The sequence below is a fragment of the Caulobacter sp. CCNWLW153 genome, assembly GCF_036889365.1.
Lineage (GTDB): Bacteria > Pseudomonadota > Alphaproteobacteria > Caulobacterales > Caulobacteraceae > Caulobacter > Caulobacter radicis.
Genome location: NZ_JBAKFV010000007.1, coordinates 68,754 through 86,936 on the forward strand (window position 1 = coordinate 68,754; position 18,183 = coordinate 86,936).

13 protein-coding genes are annotated in these 18,183 nt (G+C 67.7%); 9 read left to right on the forward strand and 4 right to left on the reverse strand.

The genetic code is table 11. The annotated features are described in order from the left end of the window. The first annotated feature begins 48 nt into the window (after window positions 1-48). Window positions 49-987, forward strand: a complete 939-nt coding sequence (locus V6S85_RS12640) for a M23 family metallopeptidase (RefSeq protein WP_334349097.1) — start codon at window positions 49-51, stop codon at window positions 985-987. Here V6S85_RS12640 and V6S85_RS12645 read toward each other — a convergent pair. From V6S85_RS12645 to V6S85_RS12660, 4 genes are all read right to left on the reverse strand, one after another. After that, entirely contained in the window at window positions 984-2,681 is a 1,698-nt protein-coding gene (locus V6S85_RS12645; RefSeq protein WP_334349098.1) for a tetratricopeptide repeat-containing sulfotransferase family protein, read from the reverse strand. The two genes, V6S85_RS12640 and V6S85_RS12645, sit on opposite strands and share 4 nt — an antisense overlap. A 252-nt stretch (window positions 2,682-2,933) precedes the next feature. After that, window positions 2,934-4,568 (reverse strand): Hint domain-containing protein, encoded by a 1,635-nt coding sequence (locus V6S85_RS12650; protein WP_334349099.1) that lies wholly within the window; start codon window positions 4,566-4,568, stop codon window positions 2,934-2,936. A 188-nt stretch (window positions 4,569-4,756) separates the two neighbouring features. Beyond that, on the reverse strand, window positions 4,757-6,370 hold the full coding sequence (locus V6S85_RS12655) for a substrate-binding domain-containing protein (RefSeq protein ID WP_334349100.1): 1,614 nt from the start codon (window positions 6,368-6,370) through the stop codon (window positions 4,757-4,759). A 331-nt stretch (window positions 6,371-6,701) separates the two neighbouring features. Further along, window positions 6,702-7,400, reverse strand: coding sequence for an autoinducer binding domain-containing protein (locus V6S85_RS12660; RefSeq protein WP_334349101.1), 699 nt, complete (start codon window positions 7,398-7,400; stop codon window positions 6,702-6,704). 340 nt (window positions 7,401-7,740) lie between these two features. Here V6S85_RS12660 and V6S85_RS12665 point away from each other — a divergent pair, with 340 nt between their 5' ends. The 8 genes from V6S85_RS12665 to V6S85_RS12700 all read left to right on the forward strand — a co-directional run bounded on the left by V6S85_RS12665 (window position 7,741) and on the right by V6S85_RS12700 (window position 18,182). After that, the gene (locus V6S85_RS12665; RefSeq protein ID WP_334349211.1) at window positions 7,741-8,841 is read left to right on the forward strand and encodes a glycosyltransferase family 4 protein; all 1,101 of its coding nucleotides are present in this window, start codon (window positions 7,741-7,743) and stop codon (window positions 8,839-8,841) included. Window positions 8,842-9,019: 178 nt separating this feature from the next. Then, window positions 9,020-9,457 carry a helix-turn-helix domain-containing protein gene (locus V6S85_RS12670; protein WP_334349102.1) on the forward strand — a complete coding sequence of 146 codons (438 nt, stop codon included), beginning with the start codon at window positions 9,020-9,022 and terminating at the stop codon, window positions 9,455-9,457. Further along, entirely contained in the window at window positions 9,454-11,166 is a 1,713-nt protein-coding gene (locus tag V6S85_RS12675) for a capsular polysaccharide export protein, LipB/KpsS family (RefSeq protein WP_334349103.1), read from the forward strand. Before V6S85_RS12670 ends, V6S85_RS12675 begins: the two co-directional genes overlap by 4 nt. Beyond that, window positions 11,163-12,419 (forward strand): capsule biosynthesis protein, encoded by a 1,257-nt coding sequence (locus V6S85_RS12680; protein WP_334349104.1) that lies wholly within the window; start codon window positions 11,163-11,165, stop codon window positions 12,417-12,419. Before V6S85_RS12675 ends, V6S85_RS12680 begins: the two co-directional genes overlap by 4 nt. Further along, window positions 12,416-13,699: a glycosyltransferase family 4 protein gene (locus V6S85_RS12685; RefSeq protein ID WP_334349105.1), complete on the forward strand. Its 1,284-nt coding sequence runs from the start codon at window positions 12,416-12,418 to the stop codon at window positions 13,697-13,699. The genes V6S85_RS12680 and V6S85_RS12685 overlap by 4 nt, the downstream gene beginning before the upstream one ends. Then, a complete protein-coding gene (locus tag V6S85_RS12690; RefSeq protein ID WP_334349106.1) occupies window positions 13,696-14,490 on the forward strand; it encodes an ABC transporter permease in 795 nt (264 codons plus the stop codon). Before V6S85_RS12685 ends, V6S85_RS12690 begins: the two co-directional genes overlap by 4 nt. A gap of 19 nt (window positions 14,491-14,509) precedes the next feature. Continuing rightward, a complete protein-coding gene (locus V6S85_RS12695; protein WP_334349107.1) occupies window positions 14,510-15,706 on the forward strand; it encodes a capsule biosynthesis protein in 1,197 nt (398 codons plus the stop codon). Window positions 15,707-15,731: 25 nt separating this feature from the next. Continuing rightward, complete coding sequence (locus V6S85_RS12700) at window positions 15,732-18,182, forward strand: glycosyltransferase (protein ID WP_334349108.1); 2,451 nt, start codon at window positions 15,732-15,734, stop codon at window positions 18,180-18,182. Window position 18,183 lies beyond the last annotated feature (1 nt).

Sequence of the window (18,183 nt, forward strand, 5' to 3'; positions counted from 1 at the left end):
CGCAGGTCTTTCGCGCGCCTGGGCTAGGGTCTCTGTTCGGAGGATGCCATGGCTCATGCCGTCGCCTGGGGCCTTGGCCTGTCCGCCGTGGCTGGCGTCGTCGCTGGCGCGGCGCTGGCCAGGGGCCCGACGCCCTCTCCGGCCGCCGTCGCCCCGTCGCGCGATCTCGCCGCCTTCGTGGCGTCGATCGAGCACGACGCCCCCCTCCCCGGCGTCGACACCGAAGTCGGACCGACCGCCGCCAGGGTGATCGACGGTCCAATGGAAGTAGTGCTCTACGGTGACGGCGCTCACGAGCCCGCAATGGCCAAGGGCCTGCGCCTGCTCGGCCATCGACTGGACCTGACGCGCGACGTCGCTCTGGGCGACCGGGTGCGGCTGGTGGCGCGCGCCGACGGCCGCGTGGACTATGTGGAGCTCAGCGGCGCCCGCGCCTCGATCCGCCTCTATCGTCTCCCGGCCGATGACGGGACCCAAGACCGCTTCGTCGACGCCGACGGCGTGGACCTCGCAAGAAGCCTGCTGCGGACGCCACTGGAGCGCACGCGGATCACTTCGGCTTTCGGGCCTCGCCGTCACCCGCTGCTGGGTTACACCCGCATGCACCGAGGCGTGGACTTCGGCGCGCCGATGGGAACACCCGTGCTGGCGGCCGCTGACGGGGTGGTCGAAACCGCCGGCTGGGCGGGCGGCTACGGCCGCCGGATCCGACTGCGCCACGCCGACGGCCTGGAGACCCTGTATGGGCACCTGTCCGAGTGGAACGTCAGGGCGGGCCAAGCCGTGCGCCAGGGCCAGGTGATCGGCCTTAGCGGGTCTTCTGGCCTGGCCACCGGCCCGCACTTGCACTTCGAAGTGCTGCGCGGTTCCCAGCCGGTGGACCCTGGCGAGGCCCGCCCCTCGTCACCGCCGCTTTCATCGACGGAACGCGCCGCCCTGGACGATCGCAAGCGGGCGATGGCCCTGCTTCTAGCCCGACGGAACTAAGCCCAGTCGATCGTATAGCCATGGGCGGCGATCGCCGGCTCGAGGATCGGAACCACGGGCGCCAGTTGCTCGCGATAGAAGCGGTAGCGAAAACGGGATCGATCATAGAGCTTCTCGCTCACCTGGGCGTAGCTGGCCGTACGGGCGTGCCGCGGGTTCTCGTGCGGCGACAGTGCTCGATCGTCGAACGGCGCCCCGACGAACCCGAACAGCCGCCGGACCTGCGCCTCCTGGTCGACCACGAGGTCTTCGTAGCGCACTGGCAGATAGTTGAGTGGAAGCACCGACAGGTAGTGCGTCAGCAGGTCGGCGGTCAGAGCGTAGTGGCGAGCGGCCGTGTCCAGGGCGCTGGCGCAGTTGAACCCATGGCTCAGGCTGTTGGTGAAGACCGACAGCACAACGTCCAGCGGATGGCGCACCAGGTGAACCACCGGCGCGGCCGGGAACAGCAGGTGGATCAGGGCCAGATGCGTTTCGTTGAGCGGCATCTTGTCGGTGAACCAGCGCTTGTCGGGCTGGCTGGCGCCCAGACGGGCGGCCTCGTTCAGATAGTGATCGCGCAGATTGTCCAGTTCGTGCCGACGATCCCCGATCCAGAGCTCGCTCAAGGCCGTGGGATAGAATCCTGGACTGCCCAGCAGCACGTGCAGGCGCTCGCTCAGGGTATGGATGGTCTGCAGCTCGTCGCCGGCGGCGATGTCGCCGGTGGCCGTCAGCGTCTGCTCGACCAAGGTCGTGCCCGAACGCGGAAAGCCGACGATGAACACCGGCTGTGGTCCGTGGGGGCGTACGCCGGCTTTGGGAAGCAGGGCGAGCCGCCCCGCGGTGAAAAAGCTCTTCAGCCGCGCGGCCTGGACCTCGGCGCGGTCGGCGCCATAGACGACGCCGGTCTGCTCACGGAGCAATCTCTTGGCCTCGGCGAAGTCGGCGAAGGCCTCCGCATGACGCCCCATGGCCTCGTAAACCTTGGCCCGCGCCCTGAGCCCCGTCGCGCCGAGCGCCCCGGCGGCGCGGCGATCGGCGAGCGCGTCCAGCTCGGCCAAAGCTTCGTCATGCCTCTTGGCCCGACGCAGCAGCACTGACCGCTGTATCATCACCGCCGGATCCCCCGGCATCCGCGCCTCGGCCTGGGCGACAAGCGCAAGACCGTCGTCGATGCGACCCGCCTCCTCCTCCAGTTCGGCCCAAGCCAGCAGCGCCGGCCCCGCCGGTCCGCTCTCGACCCAGCGCTGAAGGACCTGGCGCGCATCGTCGAACCGGCCCTGGCCGCGCAGGGCTTGGGCCAGAAGCGGCAGCACCTCGGCCTCGGCCGCCGGCGAAAGCTCCAGCGCCCGGCTCAGGTGATATTCGGCATCGAGCGGGCGACGCTGCGCGGCGAAGACTTGGGCCAGCGCGAGGTGGGCTTGATGAGCCTCGGGCGCCAGGCGCACCAGCATCCTGGCGTGGGGCATGGCGTCGCCTGCGGCGTTGCGAGCGAGAAAGAACAGGGCCGCGTTCAAACGCACCTGCGGATCGTCGGGATAGAGCAGCACCATCCTCTGCACGATCGCCTGTGCAGCCGTCATGCGGCCGTCGTCCTTGCAGACATTGTAGAGACCGCCCAGGGCGTCGCGGCAGGCCGGAGCCTGCCGCAACACCGTCAAGGCCTCGTGCTCGGCCAGGGACAGCTCGCCGTCCAGATAGGCTTGCCCCATCCGCGCCAAAGCGCGAACGCCCTCCGGATCGACCGGCTCTCGCGCTGCACGCAGGAGATCCAGGCCGCAGCACAGAACAGTCTCAAGCTTCGAACCGCATGCGCAGCCACTCGCCAGCACGGCAGGCGCAGCGCGTTCCTGTTCCAGCACGTCCGTCACGCCAAATCCCTCGAAGCCGTCTGTCCGCCGCTGCTCTTAGGCGGCGGCGCTGGCGGTCGAACTGTGCGGAAGCACAGCCCCTGCCCCGAGATCTCAGCCGGCCTCGACCAAGCGCAGGCGCGGCTCCGCCGGACGTTTCCAGGTCGGTGCGGTCAGTCGCAGCGACAGTTCGATCAGCGCGCTCCCCGGCAGCCGTAGCTGCGCCGCGCCATTGGTCCAGCGCCAGGCCGCCGCATCCAGTCGTTCGATCGCCTCGAAGCCAGCACCGAAGATCGCGTCGTCCAGCGGGACGTTCACACCGTCGACCCTCAGCCCCTGCACCGCCACACCCAGACGGCGGTGATCCGCCGAGCCTTCGACCGTCTCCACGGGCTTGGACGACGGCGAGCGCAGCACCACCCCCTTCGCCTTGGGAGCCATGAACCATACGCGGTCGCCCACCGCGTGGAACGGCGCGATCTCGACGCCGTCGGCCATCAGGGACAACTGGGGCTCGCCACAAGGGCGCCACCCCAGCTCGACAGCGCGCTCGGCCAGGCGTCGACGCAACGTGGCCAGCAGCGGACCCTCGCGCAGAACCGGCGCACAGGCTGTCTCCCAAGCCGCGGGATCGAGGCGGCCATGCAGAGCGACATGTTCGGGCGCATTGCCGAACACTTGGCGATTGCCGTCGTCGAGATAGCTTTCACAGGCGACGCCTTCAGCCATCAGAACGTCGTGGGCGTCGAGCTCGACATGGTAGTAGTGGACCGAAACCACCGGTTCCTGGGCGATGGTCGCGCCGTTGGCGAGCAGACCGACAGGAACCAGAACCCCGTCGATCAGCACCGCATGGCCAGGCGACAAGAGCAGGTCGCGTTTGGGCGCGCCTGGGCCGAAGGCATGGGCTTTGACCCGTATGGGGTCGACTTCGTGGCGGCGTGGATGGCGATCGCAGGCGACCTTTCGCATGCCGATCCAGATCACCGGCCGGCTTTCGCCCGAGGCCGTGACCACCTGGTCGCCGACTTCCAGCGCCTCGACGGCCACCTCGCCCCGTTCCGTGCGCAGCAGGGTGCCCGCGGCGAAGCAAGGGGGCGCGACATAGGTGGAGGCGTCGGAGGTCAGGACGATGGGAAAGGTCGGTGGGCTGGGGTTACCGGGCCGGCCGTTGATCTCGTCGAAGACCTGGTCGCCATCGGTATCCTTGAGGTTCGCGGTGTGATTGTTCCCCGCCGCGTCCTGATAGGTGATGGTGTAGCCGTTCCCATAGCCGTAGGCCACGTAGTAGTCGCGAAGGGACGGATCGTTGCTCCAATTGTCCATGATGGCCTGATAGGCCATGGACCCCTGGACCGACGGCAGAAGCGAGGAGTTCGAGAGCAACATCGCGCTCGAGAAGCCGCCGAACAACTCATTGAGCGTGAAGGTCGGATCGGTGGAAACCCAGAGGGCGTCGCCCGAGAAGCCATGGACGTACCAGGTTCTGGCCGCGCCGCCGTCCGTGGGCGTCAGCGTGAAGCTGCCGAAGGTGGGAAAGGTCGATCCATTTCCGGCCACATAGGCGTTGGTCACGTTGGAAACGGTGAAGCCGACGAGAGTTCCCCGGTTTATGGGGCTGGTGAACTCGATTTCCAGGCCGTTGGTCGAAGACGACGCGGACTGGTCGATAGTCGACTGACCGATGCCAGAGACATGCTCGGGGGCGAACGTAACACCGTTCAGGACGGTCAGATCGAAAGTGGACATGGATATCCTCGACGGCTCACGATCCGGCGTACCGCGCCGGAAGATGCCTGGACTTTCGCCTGCGTCGGCGGACCGATCATCGTGCTTAAGCACAGCCTTCGATCCGGTTGGGATCGACTTGAAGTCGCGACAAAGAAAAAGGGCTCCGACCGAAGTCGGAGCCCAGTCAAAGGGGAAGTTGCTTCTGATTAGGCGCCGACGATGCCGGCCACGCCGCAGGTCGCGTTGCCGGTCGTGGTGCCAGCCACGTCCAGGTAGAGGTTCAGGCCGCGCACGGTGGCGTTCGGCGGGTTCAGGAAAGTGTTCTTGATCGCCGTGCTCCACGCCGTCGGCAGAGCCGCCAGGCCGGCGTTCGCCAGCAGGCCGCTGCTCGGGTCGGTGATCAGCGACGTATCGAGCAGGTTCAGCACGCCGCCGTTGGCCGAAGTCGTGATCACGCCCAGCGAGGCGCTGTCGGCGTAGCAGGTGTAGCCGATCCAGTTGACGGTGCCGATGATCGGGTAGGAACCCGAAACCGACGGATTGGCCAGCGGCGAGGTCTTGCTCGACGACTGCACCCAGTCCTGCGGGTTGGCGCGCAGGCCGTTGGCGGTCGTACCGGCGCTGTAGCCGCCGGCCGAGTTCGATTGCGGCGGCAGCAGCGAACCGAAGGCGGTGGTCGCGGCGAGCGGGCTGGGCTTCACGAACGAGCCGGCGGCGTTCTTCAGCGCGGCCGAGGCCAGGCCGTAGTTGTTGCCGGTGTTGATCGAGTAGGGCAGCGTGTAGTCGGAACCGACGTAGCCCACGCGGGCCTGGACGACGGTCGAGCCGGCCGTGGCGGCCGGATCGGCGGTGAAGGCCAGGTACTTGGACACGCCGTCGCTGCCTTCGGCGCGGGTGAACTTGCCCGAGACTTCGCCGGTCACGACGCCCGTGCTCTTGTTGTAGGTGCCGCCTTGCAGGCCGGCGGGCAGGGTCGAGGCGCCGTCGGCGAAGGCGTTGCCGGCCAGCGAGCCGCAGACGGCGGCCAGGTGGCGGGTGAACAGGCCCGTGGTGCCCGAGCTTTCCGAACGACCGACGATCTGCATCGGAACGCTGACGCCGCCGGTCAGCGACACGCCGCCGTTCAGGGCGGTCAGGGCCGAGTCATTCCAGTCGGTGATCTGGCCGTTGAAGATCTTGCAGTAGGCGTCGGCGTCCAGGTTCAGCTGACCGCCCGTCAGGTTGAACGAGGTGCTGGTGATCGTGCCGTCGACGTTGCGGGTCTTCTTGTAGACCGGATCGAAGGCCACGGCGACCGGGGCGATGGCGACCGGAAACTGCACGGCGGCGCCGTACAGCGACTTGGGCAGCGGATACTGACCGGCCGTCGGCGAAGCCGCGACGGTGACGCCCTGGATGGTGCCGCCGTTGTTGTAGGTGTTGATGTCGTTGGCGGTCAGCGAGGTTTCCGACAGGGCGTAGTTGACCTTCGGCCAGAACTGGTCGCCGCCGGTGGCGCCGTCGATGTCGCCGTACTTGGCGGCGTCATGGCTGTAGATGCTGGCGATGCCGGTGCCCGAGCCCGTCGAGATGTACTGGACGGTGTTGCCCGAGTTGGCGCCGGGCGCGCAGAAGGCGGTGACCGGCAGGGTGCTGACCGGCGAGGCCTTGACCAGCAGGACTTCGTCGGTGCCGTAGCAGTCGGCGGCCTGGCGCCAGTAGGGCGCGATCAGCGAGGAACCACCGCCGTAAACGGTGGCGGCGTTGGCGGTGGCGGCGAAGGCGGCGCAAGCGGCGATAGCGCTCACGCCCGCGATGACGCGAAGCTTCAGCTTAGACATGGGTTGGTCCTTTGTCCGTGGTGCGGTTGAAACCAGGCTCAAGTGACCGGTCTCGCTCGAGTGTCGAACGAACTGCCGGCTCGCCCCTTCCGACGGCGAACCGTGCGGAAGGGCGCTTCGCGTTCCTGAGGTCTTTCCCCCTGCAGCCCCGCGATGACCAAATAATTCAACCCATCATTGAAACGGTCAACGCAACAAACTTGAAATTTTTGAAGCAGATTTCACATCAAAAATAATACAACTGAATGAACGAAGACGATCGAATACAAAAGCAAAACGCGTGAAGGCCGCGAAGGCGGCCATTCACCTACATAAAATTGAACATGTATTTCTAAAGAGAGATAAGACCAGCGCTGACAGCTCGGGCAACAGCCGCAGTCTTGTTGCGAGCGTCCAGTTTCTCGCCCGCACGAGCCAGATGGAACTGCACCCCACGCCGGCTGAGCGCCAGGCTCGCGGCGGTTTCCTGCTCGGTCCGCCCCATGGCAGCCTGCCGCAGCACTTCGAGCTCGCGGTGGCTCAGCCCCTTGACCTGGGCGTCGGGCGCAGCCCGAACAACGGCATGCAGGCGGGCCGCGGCCAGCAGCAGCGCCGCGGCCGCCTCCTCGACGAACTCGGTGACGCTCTCGCCTCGGAACAAAGTCACGAAGGCGGGCCCCGCGGCGTAGTCCTGAATCGGCGCGGCCATGCCGGAACGAACGCCCCAGGCATCGAGCGCGCGCAGGACCGGCCTGCCGTTGGGATCCGCTTCAGCCAACTGCTCCACGCTCCAAGCGAAAGGGGTGAAGCCCGCCGCGGCCCGAGCAGCCAGCGGGTCGAGGTCCAGATAACCGCGACGCCGATACAGGCCCTCGTCGATCCCTCCGCTGGCGATCAGTTGACGCGGCTCCTGGCGCAACGGAAGCAGCTCGGCCTGGAGTTCGCTGATCGGCCGACGATGGCCGATATGCATGTAGACCCCGCCAACGAACCCGTGCTTTCGCGCCAGAACGGCGAGATCCGCGCGCACGACCTCGAGCGCGTCGACCATCGACGGCCCGCGATCAGCGAGTGCGAGCCCGCCCCGAGCGCCGCTCATCGGCCGCCCGCCCCATGACGGATACAACCACCAGCACTGCGACACCGCGACGTCATGCATTGCCCTCGAAGCGCGCCCGGCAGGGCGGTGCGATTGGTAGACAGGCCGTCAGGCGGGCGCGCGACACCCGCTTGCGTGAACTTTTGATGGCGCCCAGCGACGGTGAGCGCCGCTACCTTGACGATAAGCCCGCCAGGGGCTCTGTCGGCGATCCCAAGTCGGGAGACCGCCTCTGTTCGCCGCCCTGCCCCGCATCTGGCTAGACGCGCCGCGCCGCCGCGATCAGGAGGGGCTGGGCGTAGCGCACTATGCCAAGACCCTTTCGGGGACCTTGGACGCCCTCGGCGGCAAACCCGCCCTCGTTCGGGACGCACCTCTTGGCGATACGCGACGGCAGGACCGCGTCACCGCCTGGCTGCGCGCCCAGCGGTCGGGGCCGCGCCCCCTTGCTGCGCTCGAAACCGATGGAGGATGGCGCAGCGATCTCTTCGCCGAGGCGCAAAGCTACTTCAACCGCCACGGGCGATTGCTTGAGATCACCGCGCGATCACCACCCCAAATCATGCATTGGACATACCCTGTCCCGCTTGCCATGGCCGGAACGCGCAACCTCTACACGATCCACGATCTGATCCCGCTGCAACGTCCGGATCTCACCGGCATAGACCCACGTCGCCATCGCCGCCTGCTCGACGCCATCCTTGGCCGCGCCGATCAGCTCGTAACGGTGTCGGAGCACAGCCGGCGGGCCCTGATCGATACGCTGGGCGCGCCGCCGGAGGCGGTGACGAACACATGGCAGGCGGCCATGGACGCCGTACATGGGATACGGTCGGACGCTCCCCCGGCGGGCCTGCCTTCCGGCGGCTACCTGCTCGCCATCGGCGCCGTCGACCCGCGCAAGAACCTGGTGCGGCTGGCGAGGGCATGGCGACAATCCGGAACGTCACTGCCGCTGGTGATAGCCGGCCCTGACGGCTGGAAGTCCCGCGTGGTGCTGCGAGACCTGCCGACCGATCCGGCCCCGATCCGCATGCCGTGGCTCGATCGGCCTGCTCTTCTGGACCTGATCGCCCACGCACGCGCCCTGCTCTTTCCATCGCTCGCCGAAGGGTTCGGCCTACCGGCGCTGGAGGCCATGCATCTTGGCGTCCCGGTGCTTGTCGCTCGTGGAGGCGCACTTGAGGAGGTTGTCGGCGAGGACGGCCTGACCGTGACGCCCGAAGACGAGAACGCGCTGGCAGTCGCCATCGCCCGCTTGGCGTTGGATGAGGAATTGCGACAGGGCCTGGTCCGCGCCGGCCAGCGTCGGGCGCAGTTCTTTTCGCAGCAGGCCTATGGCTCGCGACTGGCCGCGCTCTACCGCGCCGTGGCCGCCAGACCGCTTCGTTGACTTAAAAAATTCACGCTCCGGCGTGTCGCGCACTTCGTGGCGCCCTGTCTTCCAATCGGGGGCGGGCAAACGGCCGAGCTGCGCGTTCCTGCGAATTCGCGCGCGCGGGCCCATCAGGGCCTTGCGAACGAGAAAAACGGCGAATTTTCCGAAGTAGCGCCCGGCCCAGCGAGTTCCGATGCAGGACGAGTACCACACCGCGCAAGGGGAGCAGGCCGAAGGCCCGCATCCCTCGGAACAGCGTGAAACGCGTCCGATCTCGGCCAGCATGGAGCACCGCCGCGCCGCGCTGAACCTGGTCGAACGAGCTGAGCAGGCAGTTGTGGCGGCGCTGCCGCGCCGGGTCGACGAAGGCGCGCTGGCCGATGCGGTGGGCGCGACCCTGCCTCACCTCCGATACGCTTTTCGCACGGCGCGCGGCGCTTCCATCTATGCGGCTCTTTTCGATCTTCGCCTTCGCCACGCCCGAGACGTCCTGGCTGGCGACCCGAGCCTGGCCCCTGCCGCCGCCGCCAATTTTTGCGGGTTCGGCCACCTGGGCAACTTCCGTCGCGCGTTCCGCCAGAGATTTGGCTACGATCCGGCGGAAGCCGCCGACCAAGGGCCGGCGGCATGAGCCTCGGGTATGACCGCCGCATTGCGCCGCGCCCGGCGCTACCTGTGCTGCGAGCTCCGGCCTTCGGACGCCGCCGCCCGATCGTCAGCCGCCTTCACGACTTCGATCACGCGCTGGACCGCTGCGCGACGGCATCGGGTGCGGAGCGTAAGCGCGCCGCAGCCTTGGCCCAACGCTTGGCCGAGGAAAGAATGGGCGGCGCGTTCTGGGCCCCACCCGCGAAGCTTCCGCCTCGCGCGGCGCTGTTACGACCGCGCACTCCGGCGGAAGTCCACGCCATGCTCTCGGCGGCCCTCGCGGAGACCTTGGCCGGAAGCATAGTTGTCAGTGCGCCGGATCTCGCGTGGGCCAGGGCCCTGCGTGCGACCGTCGAAGCCGTCGGCGCCGCACTGCTGGTCGGCGAGGCCGAGCCCTGGTCGCTCGTGGAAGACGCAGCCTGGGTCACGGCTCACGCCGGCGACCCGCTCGCCTTTCACGCCATAGGCGCTGGAACGCCGGTACGCTGGACACAGCCGCGAGATCTTTCGGGCCTGCCCCCCGACGCTCTTGCCCACGCCTATCTGCTTGACGGCGCATCCTACAGGGATCCCTTCAGCGGCCTGCCCAGCGACGCCGAGACCACGTTGGCCCTGCTCCTGGACTGGCGCCGGCACCTGAGCCGCACGCGCGACGTAACCGCCTGTTTCGGCGTCGCGCCATGGAAGAGGCGGTCTGTCGCCGATCTTCTGGCCTCGCCCGAACGCTCTCCAATCATCACTCACGGCAGGCGTAGCGTGGCCCTCGCCCATGCACGGGGCGGCGTCGCGGTCGGATGGGCCACGCGCCTGCCGCACGGGGTAGCAGCCGAGGCTGCCCAGGCCGGCGTCGCCCTGGCCCGCATGGAAGACGGCTTCCTGCGTTCGGCCGGACTTGGAAGCGGCCTGACGCCGCCGCTCTCGCTGACGCTGGACCGGCTGGGACTGCACTATGACCCCGCCGGCCCGAGCGAACTCAGCGAACTTCTCGCCTCATCCGCTCTCGACGAACCGGCCCTTCTGACGCGCGCCGAACGCCTGATCGCAAACCTGCGAACCACCGCCTTGTGCAAATACGGTCTCGACCGATCACGGCCGTACGAACGCCCCCAGGGCGAACGCGTGATCCTGGTCGTCGGACAGGTGGAAGACGACGCCTCGGTGCGACTGGGCGGCCGCGAGATTCAGGGCAATCTCGAACTGCTGGCGCGCGCACGCGCCGCCGAGCCGGGCGCAGTGATCCTCTACCGCCCTCATCCAGACGTCGAGGCCGGGCATCGCAGGGGCGCCGTCGCCGATCGCAAGGCCCTGCTCCATGCCGACCGGGTGGTGCGCGAGACCGGAACCCTCGCTCTGACCAGGGCCGTGGACGCCGTGCACGTCCTTACCTCCCTGGCGGGTTTCGAGGCGCTGCTGCACGAGAAGGAGGTGGTGACCCACGGCTCCCCGTTCTACGCCGGCTGGGGACTGACCACCGACCTGGCCACCCCGCGTCGCGGCGCCCTCAGCCTGGCACAGATGGCGGCCGCCGCCCTGATCCTCTATCCGCTGTATCTCGATCCTAGAACTCGCCTTCCCTGCCCGCCGGAGGTGCTGATCGAGCGCCTGATCCATGCTCCGCCGCCACCGAGCATTCTGGCCCGCGCCCGCGGGCTGCAGGGGCGCCTCGTCAAGGCCATGGGTCCGCTCCAATGATCCGGCAGATCCTTTTCCTACAGGGACCTCCCGGAAGGTTTCTGGCCGATCTCGCCGACGAACTGAGCGCCCGCAGTCACGGCGTGCACCGGGTGAACTTCAACGGCGGCGACCGACTTTCATGGCGCCTGCCCGGCGCGGTGGACTTTCGAGCGCCGCCTCACGACTGGCCGCGTTTTCTGGGCGCATTGCTGACCCGCCGCGGCATCACCGACATCGTCCTTTTCGGCGATTGCCGTCCCCTGCATCGGGCGGCCGCGCTGCTGGCCCGCGAACGCGACGTAACGCTGCACGTGTTCGAAGAGGGTTACATCCGGCCGGACTGGATCACGCTCGAGCGCGACGGCGTCAACGCCCATTCGCCGCTCGCCAAGGACCCGCACTGGTACCGTACGATCGGCGCCGGGCTGCCGGAGGTCGAGAGCCGCACCGCGCTGCCGTCCTCGCTCCACGCGCGAGCTCTGGCCTGCCTAGCCTACCATGCCGCCGAGATCGCCCTACGCCCACTCTTCCCGCACCACCGCACGCACCGGCCATGGGGTCCATTGACCGAGGCCCGCGGATGGGCGGCGCGGCTGCTGCGCCACCGAGCGACGGAGAAGCGCTCCTTGCATGCGCTGCACCGCTTGGCCGACAACCCCTACTTCGTCCTGCCGCTACAGTTGGATTCCGACTACCAGCTGCGCGTCCACTCAACTTTCCACGGCATGCGCCCAGCCCTGCGCCGCGTGCTGACCTCGTTCGCCCGCCACGCGCCGCGCGAGAGCGTTCTGGTGGTCAAGACCCACCCCTTGGACAACGGCCTGGTTGACTGGAGACGCGTAACGCTGGCCTTGGCCTGCGCCAACGGCGTGGCCGAAAGGGTGGTCTTCGTCGAAGGCGGCGACATTGCGGAGCTGGTCGCTGGTTCGCGCGGCGTGGTCACCGTCAACAGCACCACCGGCACCCTGGCGCTGGCGGCCGGTCGCGCGGTCATGGTGCTGGGCCGCGCGATCTACGACATGGCCGGCCTGACGCACCAAGGCGCGCTCGACAACTTCTGGACCGCGCCAATTGCGCCCGACCCAGACCTCTACGAAGCTTTCCGTCGCGTACTGGCCGGACGCTGCCTGATCGCGGGCGGCTTCTATGCCCGCCACATGAAAGGGACGCTCGCCGCCGCGGCCGACCGAATTCTCGCGCCCGCCCCCTCCTCCTCCGCAAGTCCGAGCGGCGTTCGCGGCGCCCATCCCGCACTGGCGTCGGCCGGATGACGGATTTCGCCTTTCCCCGACACGGCCTGGCGCCCGAGGCTCCGCCGGCGCCGCTCCTCCGGACCAAGCCGCGCCTGACGCCGCTGACCGATGAAGCCCCAGTGGTCCTGGACCTTTCGCGCCTGCTGTCGCGCGCCCTGCACGTGACACCCACCGGCATAGATCGGGTCGAGATGGCCTATGCGCGCGAACTGGCCCGCATGATCCCGGAACGGCTGAGCCACGCAGCGATCCTGCCGACGGGAACTCACATGCGGCTGGATTTCGCCGCCGTCGCCGATTTTCTCGCGGAAACCGAAGCCCGTTGGGCGCTGGGAGATCCGCAAGCGGCGCCGACGCGCGGACTTCGCCTGGCGTTGAAGGGCTGTCTTGCCGCGCGCCTTGGAGCAAAACGCAGCGCCCGCACGGGAGCCTACCTGCACCTGTCGCCCCGCGGCCTGGAGCGACGCGCGCTCTACAAGGACGTGCTGGCGCGATGGAACGTGCGGCTGGTCCCCCTGGTCCACGACTTGATACCGCTGGAACATCCCGAGTTCGCGCGTCCGGGCGGCGGCGCCATGTTCGCGCGCAAGCTGGCCACCGTGACTGCGCTCTCCAGTGGAATACTCGTAAATTCCGAAGCGACGGCTCGCGCCCTTGCGCCCTATCTCGCCCGCGCCGGCAACTCCGCCCCCGTGCGGGTCGCGCCCCTGGGCGTGCCTGCCACGCGGCCGTCCAGCGCCCCGCCCCCAGCCCCCTACTTCGTGGTGCTGAGCACGATCGAGCCGCGCAAGAACCACCTTCTGCTGCTGCATCTCTGGCGGCGGATGGCCGAGACCCGTCCGCCCGAAGCCGTGCCGCGATTGGTCCTGATCGGCCGGCGCGGCTGGGAGAATGAGAATATCCTCGACCTGCTGGATCGCGCCCCCGCATTGGCGGGATGCGTGGTCGAACACGGCCGTCTGCCGGATTCAGAGATGCGTCGACTGCTCTCCGGCGCGGCCGCCCTACTCTGCCCCTCGTTCGCCGAAGGCTATGGCCTTTCGGTCGCTGAGGCGCTGGAAGCCGGCACGCCCGTGATCGCCAGCGACATAGCAGCTTTGCGTGAAGTCGGCGGCGAGGCGGCCGAGTATCTCGATCCCTTGGACAGTCCAGCCTGGGCCCGGGCCGTCGACGACTACGCCGTGATGAATTCCGCGCGACGCACCGCCCAGATCAGCCGGATGAGACAATGGCAGCCGCCCCGATGGAGCGAGCACATGCGCATCGCCCTGGACCTGATCGACGAGGTCGTAAGATGAGCGATGGCTTTGCCAGAGTAGCGCGCGGCGCCGACAATCAGGCCCACGTGATCGGCGCCCTGATCCTCCGCGAACTGCACACGCGCTACGGCCGCGACAACATCGGCTATCTATGGATGATCGCCGAGCCGGCGCTGCTGGCCATGGCCGTCACCGCGCTGCACATGGGCAGCGCCGGCCCTCATGCGGGCGCGGTCCCTCCCGCGCCCTTCACCATAGTCGGCTACTGCGCCTTCATGATCTTTCGTTCGGTCGTCACCCGGGCCGAAAGCGCCCTCGAGGCCAACAAGCCCCTGCTCTTCCATCGGTGCGTGACGATCTTCGACCTGCTGGCGTCTCGAGCGATCCTCGAAGCGCTGTCCACGGTGGCGACCATGACGATCCTGCTGGCCGGCGCCTGGAGCTTCGGCCTGGCCCAGCCCCCGGCCCGCCCCCTGCTGCTCATGGCGGCCGTTGGAGCGATGACCTGGTTCTCCTTCGCGATCTCGATGCTGGTCTGCGCCGCTACCTACGAGAACCGCCTGGTGGCCAAACTGGTCCATCCTGCGACCTACATCCTGATGCCGATCAGCGGCGCCTTCTTCGTTCTCGACTGGATTCCCCGCCCCTATCGCGATTGGCTGGCCTGGTCGCCGATGAACCAGATTTTCGAGATGGCCCACACCGGCCAGTTCGCGGGGATCGACAGCCCGTACTTCCATGGCGACCAGATCGTCGGCTGGTGCCTGGCCTTGACCTTCGTTGGCCTGCTGGCCCTGCGCGTTCTGCGTCGACACGTGCACCTCAACTGAGCGCCGGAGACTTCGACCGATGGATGGCTTCGCCCCCCCGCCCGTCCCCGCCGTCGAGCTCGAGGCCTCGCCTCGGCTCGCCGATCCCGCGCCGCCGACCGGCCGTCCTCTCCGGTCTTTCGACTGGAAGGGCCGACTTCGACAGTCGCGCGCGTTCCTGCTGCTGGTGATGGCGCCGACGCTGCTGGCGGCCATCTACTATTTTCTCTTCGCTGCCGACCTCTACGAATCCGAGGCCCACTTTCTCGTTCGCGCCAACGCCGCCAGCGCCTCGGCGCCTTCCGGTCTTGGCCAGATGCTGGGCCTGGGCGGCGCCTCGTCCGCTCAGGTCGAAGCCCGCGCCCTGGGCGAATACCTGGGTTCGCATGACGCGGTGTCCGCGCTGCAGGCGCGACTGAACCTGCGCGACCTCTATCAAACTCGTGACGCCGACCTGTTGAGCCGTCTGCACGGCGGCTCTCCGGAGAGCCTGCTGAAATATTATCGCGGCAAGGTCCGCATCGCCTACGCGCCGGAAAGCGGCGTCACGACCCTGACCGTGCAGGCCTACCATCCGCAGGACGCCAGGCGGATCGCCTCGATGCTGCTCGAACTCGGCGAAGCGCGCATCAACGGCTTCAACCAGCGCGCTCTCGACAACGCCCTGGGCGTCTCCAGCCGCCAGGTTCGCGACGCCGAGAGGCAGATCGCCGAAGTCGAGCGCGCGCTGACCCGCTTCCGCCAAGGGCGGGGCGACATGGACCCCGAGCGCACCGGCGCGGCCCAGATCACCGCCCTGGTGCAGCAGAAGCAGCAACTGTCCCAAGCGAGTGCGCAACTGGCCAGCATGAGCACGACCATCGCCCCCGATGCGCCACAACGCGTAGCGCTGGCGAACCAGGTTCGAGCTCTGCAGGCGCAGGTGGTCGCCGCCCAGGGGAGCCTGGCTGGATCCGACCGCGCGGTCGCCGCCACGCTCGGGACCTACGAGGCTCTAAAGCTGCGCCAGGGCCTGGCGGCCAAGCAGTATGAAGCCGCCCAATCCGCGGCGCTGACCGCGCGAGCCGAGGCCTTGAAACAGCAGGTGTACGTGGTTCGCGTGGTCGAACCGAACCTGCCGGTCAAGGCCCTGGCCCCCGCGCGGATCAGGATCGTGGTCACGATCTTCTTCGGCCTGCTGCTCGCCTACGGGGTCGGCTGGCTGATCCTCGCTGGCGTTCGCGAACACGCCTCGTAATCCGCTGATCGGAATACATCGCCTCATGCCCTTCGCCCTGAAGACCCGCAAATCCGCCGGCGTACCTGTCACCACCACGGTGCATCGCCTGTTGAAGTCAGCCAACACCGCTCGCGACGCCGGCGACTGGGCCATGGCGGCGGCCGGCTACAGGGCTGCGCTGGATCTTGCCCCAGTGCTCACGCATATCTGGGTGCAGTTGGGCCACGCCCTGAAGGAGGATGGCGACGTCGAAGGCGCCAAGGCCGCCTACGAGGAAGCCGCTCGCCTCGCGCCGTCAGATCCCGACCCGCCGCTGCACCTGGGCCATCTGGCCAAGACGCAGGGCGATCCCGCGGGGGCCGCCCGGGCTTATCTGGCTTCGGCGCGACTGGATCCAGGCGGCGACGCTGTCTCTTCGCTTCGCGGCCTCGTGCATGACAACACGCCCATGCCGGTGGGCGCCTTCGAAGCCTGGCTGACCACATCCGCCCGCGCCGACCTGACCATGAGTTCAGGGACGGACCAACTCGCTGAGCGCGCGCAAGAAGCCGTAAACGCCTTGGCCACCGCGCTCAAACGGGAGGACGGACCAAACAGCGCAGCAGTGGAGAGCGCCGCTTCGGCAGCCCGATTGATCGCCAGCCTGCAACTTAACCGGCCACTCAACGCGACCGATGCTGATGCTCGCTCCTGTCTCATTTTCGACGTCTCGGACCTCATTGCCTATTTCCGCAACGTCCGCTCGCCCACGGGCATTCAGCGGGTTCAGATCGAAACCACCGTCAGCGCGCTGAAAGGCGGCGCCGACGTCCGCATATGCTGCTTCATCGAGGCGCGGGACGAATGGGTGGAGATCCCAGAGCCGATCTTCACTCGCCTCTGCGCGCTGAGCCTCGACGGCCTCGAAAGCCAGGCAGCCGAATGGAATCTGGCGCTGAACGGCGCGCTGATGACCCTGGGGGTGGCGCCGCCGCTCGAGTTTCCGCGCGGCGCCTTCCTGATCAATCTGGGCACCTCGTGGTGGCTGCAGAACTACTTCCTGCAAATCCGGCGTATCAAGCAGAAGCACGCCGTGCGCTACGTACCGTTCGTGCACGACATGATACCCGTGCTCTTCGGCGAATTCTGTCCCAAGCCCCTGACCCGGGACTTCATCTCATGGGCCATCGGCGTGTTCGAGCATGCCGACTTCTTCTTCGTGAACTCGGAGTCCACCAAGCGCGATCTCATCCGGGTAGGAGCCTTCCTGGGCCGAGAAATCGCCCCCACACACGTCTCCGTGGTCCGCCTCGATGCGGATATTCGCAAGGCCGATCGCGGCCCCGTTCAAGACGATGCTCTGCGCATACACGGCATAGGCGCTCAGCCATTTGTGCTGTTCGTCTCGACGATCGAGCCGCGCAAGAACCACCTGCGCGTCTTCGAAGCGTGGCTGGCGCTTCTCAAGCGTCACGGTCCGCGACGCGTGCCCAAGCTCGTATGCGTGGGTCATCCCGGCTGGCTGAACGATACGATTCACGAGCAGCTCAAGGCCCACGAAGCACTGCGCGACCATGTGCACCGCCTCATGTTCGTATCCGATGAAGAGCTCTCTCAACTCTATCGGCGTTGCTTGTTCACCCTCTACCCCAGCTTCTACGAAGGCTGGGGTCTGCCGGTCACGGAGTCTCTCTGCCACGGCAAGGTTCCGGTGGTTTCGGAGGTGTCGTCCCTGCCCGAAGCCGGCGGACCTTTCGCCGTATATTTCGATCCTCATTCGACGCCGGCCCTTGTCCGGGCTCTCGAGACCATGATGTTCGACGGAGCGGCGCGCGCGACGCGCGAACGGAAGATCGCCGCCGAATTCCGACCCAGAACGTGGCCCGACCTGGCAGGCCAGATGAACCGCGACGTCGAGACCTGGAGCGCAGCGACCGACTTCAGGGAAGCTGCGACGCCGCCTGCGGCCCAAATCGGCGCCTATCACCCCCTGCGCCGAAATCTCAGCACCAGGCTGTGGCCAGCCATGCGCGCCGGCGAAATCTATCGTGACGGGGTAAACTGGTGGAGCCCCGACGATTGGGGATGCTGGACCAAGATCGGGGGCGCGACCTTGCGCCTTTCGGTTCCCAGCGCAGAGCCCCTGCTCGCATACCTGCATCTGCGCGGCCTGCCATCGACGCCCTGTAGCTACGTGATTTCCGTCGGTGACGAAGGCCGCCGCGGCGACCTCGCGCCCGGACAGGACCGATGGGTGAAGCTGGACGTGCCCGCCGAGGCCGTGGTCGACGGAACCCTTGGCGTTTCGCTGACCGGCGCCGTGGGCGAGGATCTGGGCGGGTGCACCAATGGCTCCGACCGTCGGATCGTATCGCTCGGACTCGCCGGCTTCTATCTGTGCCGCGCCGCTGACGATCCCGCCCGCATGACCCTCATGGAAGCGGTCGCGCTCGGCAACCTCGACGACATCGCCTTCAACAGAGAGCCGTACGACTACGCCCCCCTCGTGCAATGAG

What these genes read in the sequence shown, in the direction of transcription:
- V6S85_RS12675 (WP_334349103.1), top strand. Translation starts at nt 9,454, where the DNA reads ATGAGCCTCGGGTATGACCGCCGCATTGCGCCGCGCCCGGCGCTACCT.
- V6S85_RS12670 (WP_334349102.1), top strand. Translation starts at nt 9,020, where the DNA reads ATGCAGGACGAGTACCACACCGCGCAAGGGGAGCAGGCCGAAGGCCCG.
- V6S85_RS12695 (WP_334349107.1), top strand. Translation starts at nt 14,510, where the DNA reads ATGGATGGCTTCGCCCCCCCGCCCGTCCCCGCCGTCGAGCTCGAGGCC.
- V6S85_RS12650 (WP_334349099.1), bottom strand. Translation starts at nt 4,568, where the DNA reads ATGTCCACTTTCGATCTGACCGTCCTGAACGGTGTTACGTTCGCCCCC.
- V6S85_RS12700 (WP_334349108.1), top strand. Translation starts at nt 15,732, where the DNA reads ATGCCCTTCGCCCTGAAGACCCGCAAATCCGCCGGCGTACCTGTCACC.
- V6S85_RS12685 (WP_334349105.1), top strand. Translation starts at nt 12,416, where the DNA reads ATGACGGATTTCGCCTTTCCCCGACACGGCCTGGCGCCCGAGGCTCCG.
- V6S85_RS12690 (WP_334349106.1), top strand. Translation starts at nt 13,696, where the DNA reads ATGAGCGATGGCTTTGCCAGAGTAGCGCGCGGCGCCGACAATCAGGCC.
- V6S85_RS12640 (WP_334349097.1), top strand. Translation starts at nt 49, where the DNA reads ATGGCTCATGCCGTCGCCTGGGGCCTTGGCCTGTCCGCCGTGGCTGGC.
- V6S85_RS12680 (WP_334349104.1), top strand. Translation starts at nt 11,163, where the DNA reads ATGATCCGGCAGATCCTTTTCCTACAGGGACCTCCCGGAAGGTTTCTG.
- V6S85_RS12655 (WP_334349100.1), bottom strand. Translation starts at nt 6,370, where the DNA reads ATGTCTAAGCTGAAGCTTCGCGTCATCGCGGGCGTGAGCGCTATCGCC.
- V6S85_RS12645 (WP_334349098.1), bottom strand. Translation starts at nt 2,681, where the DNA reads ATGGGGCAAGCCTATCTGGACGGCGAGCTGTCCCTGGCCGAGCACGAG.
- V6S85_RS12660 (WP_334349101.1), bottom strand. Translation starts at nt 7,400, where the DNA reads ATGGTCGACGCGCTCGAGGTCGTGCGCGCGGATCTCGCCGTTCTGGCG.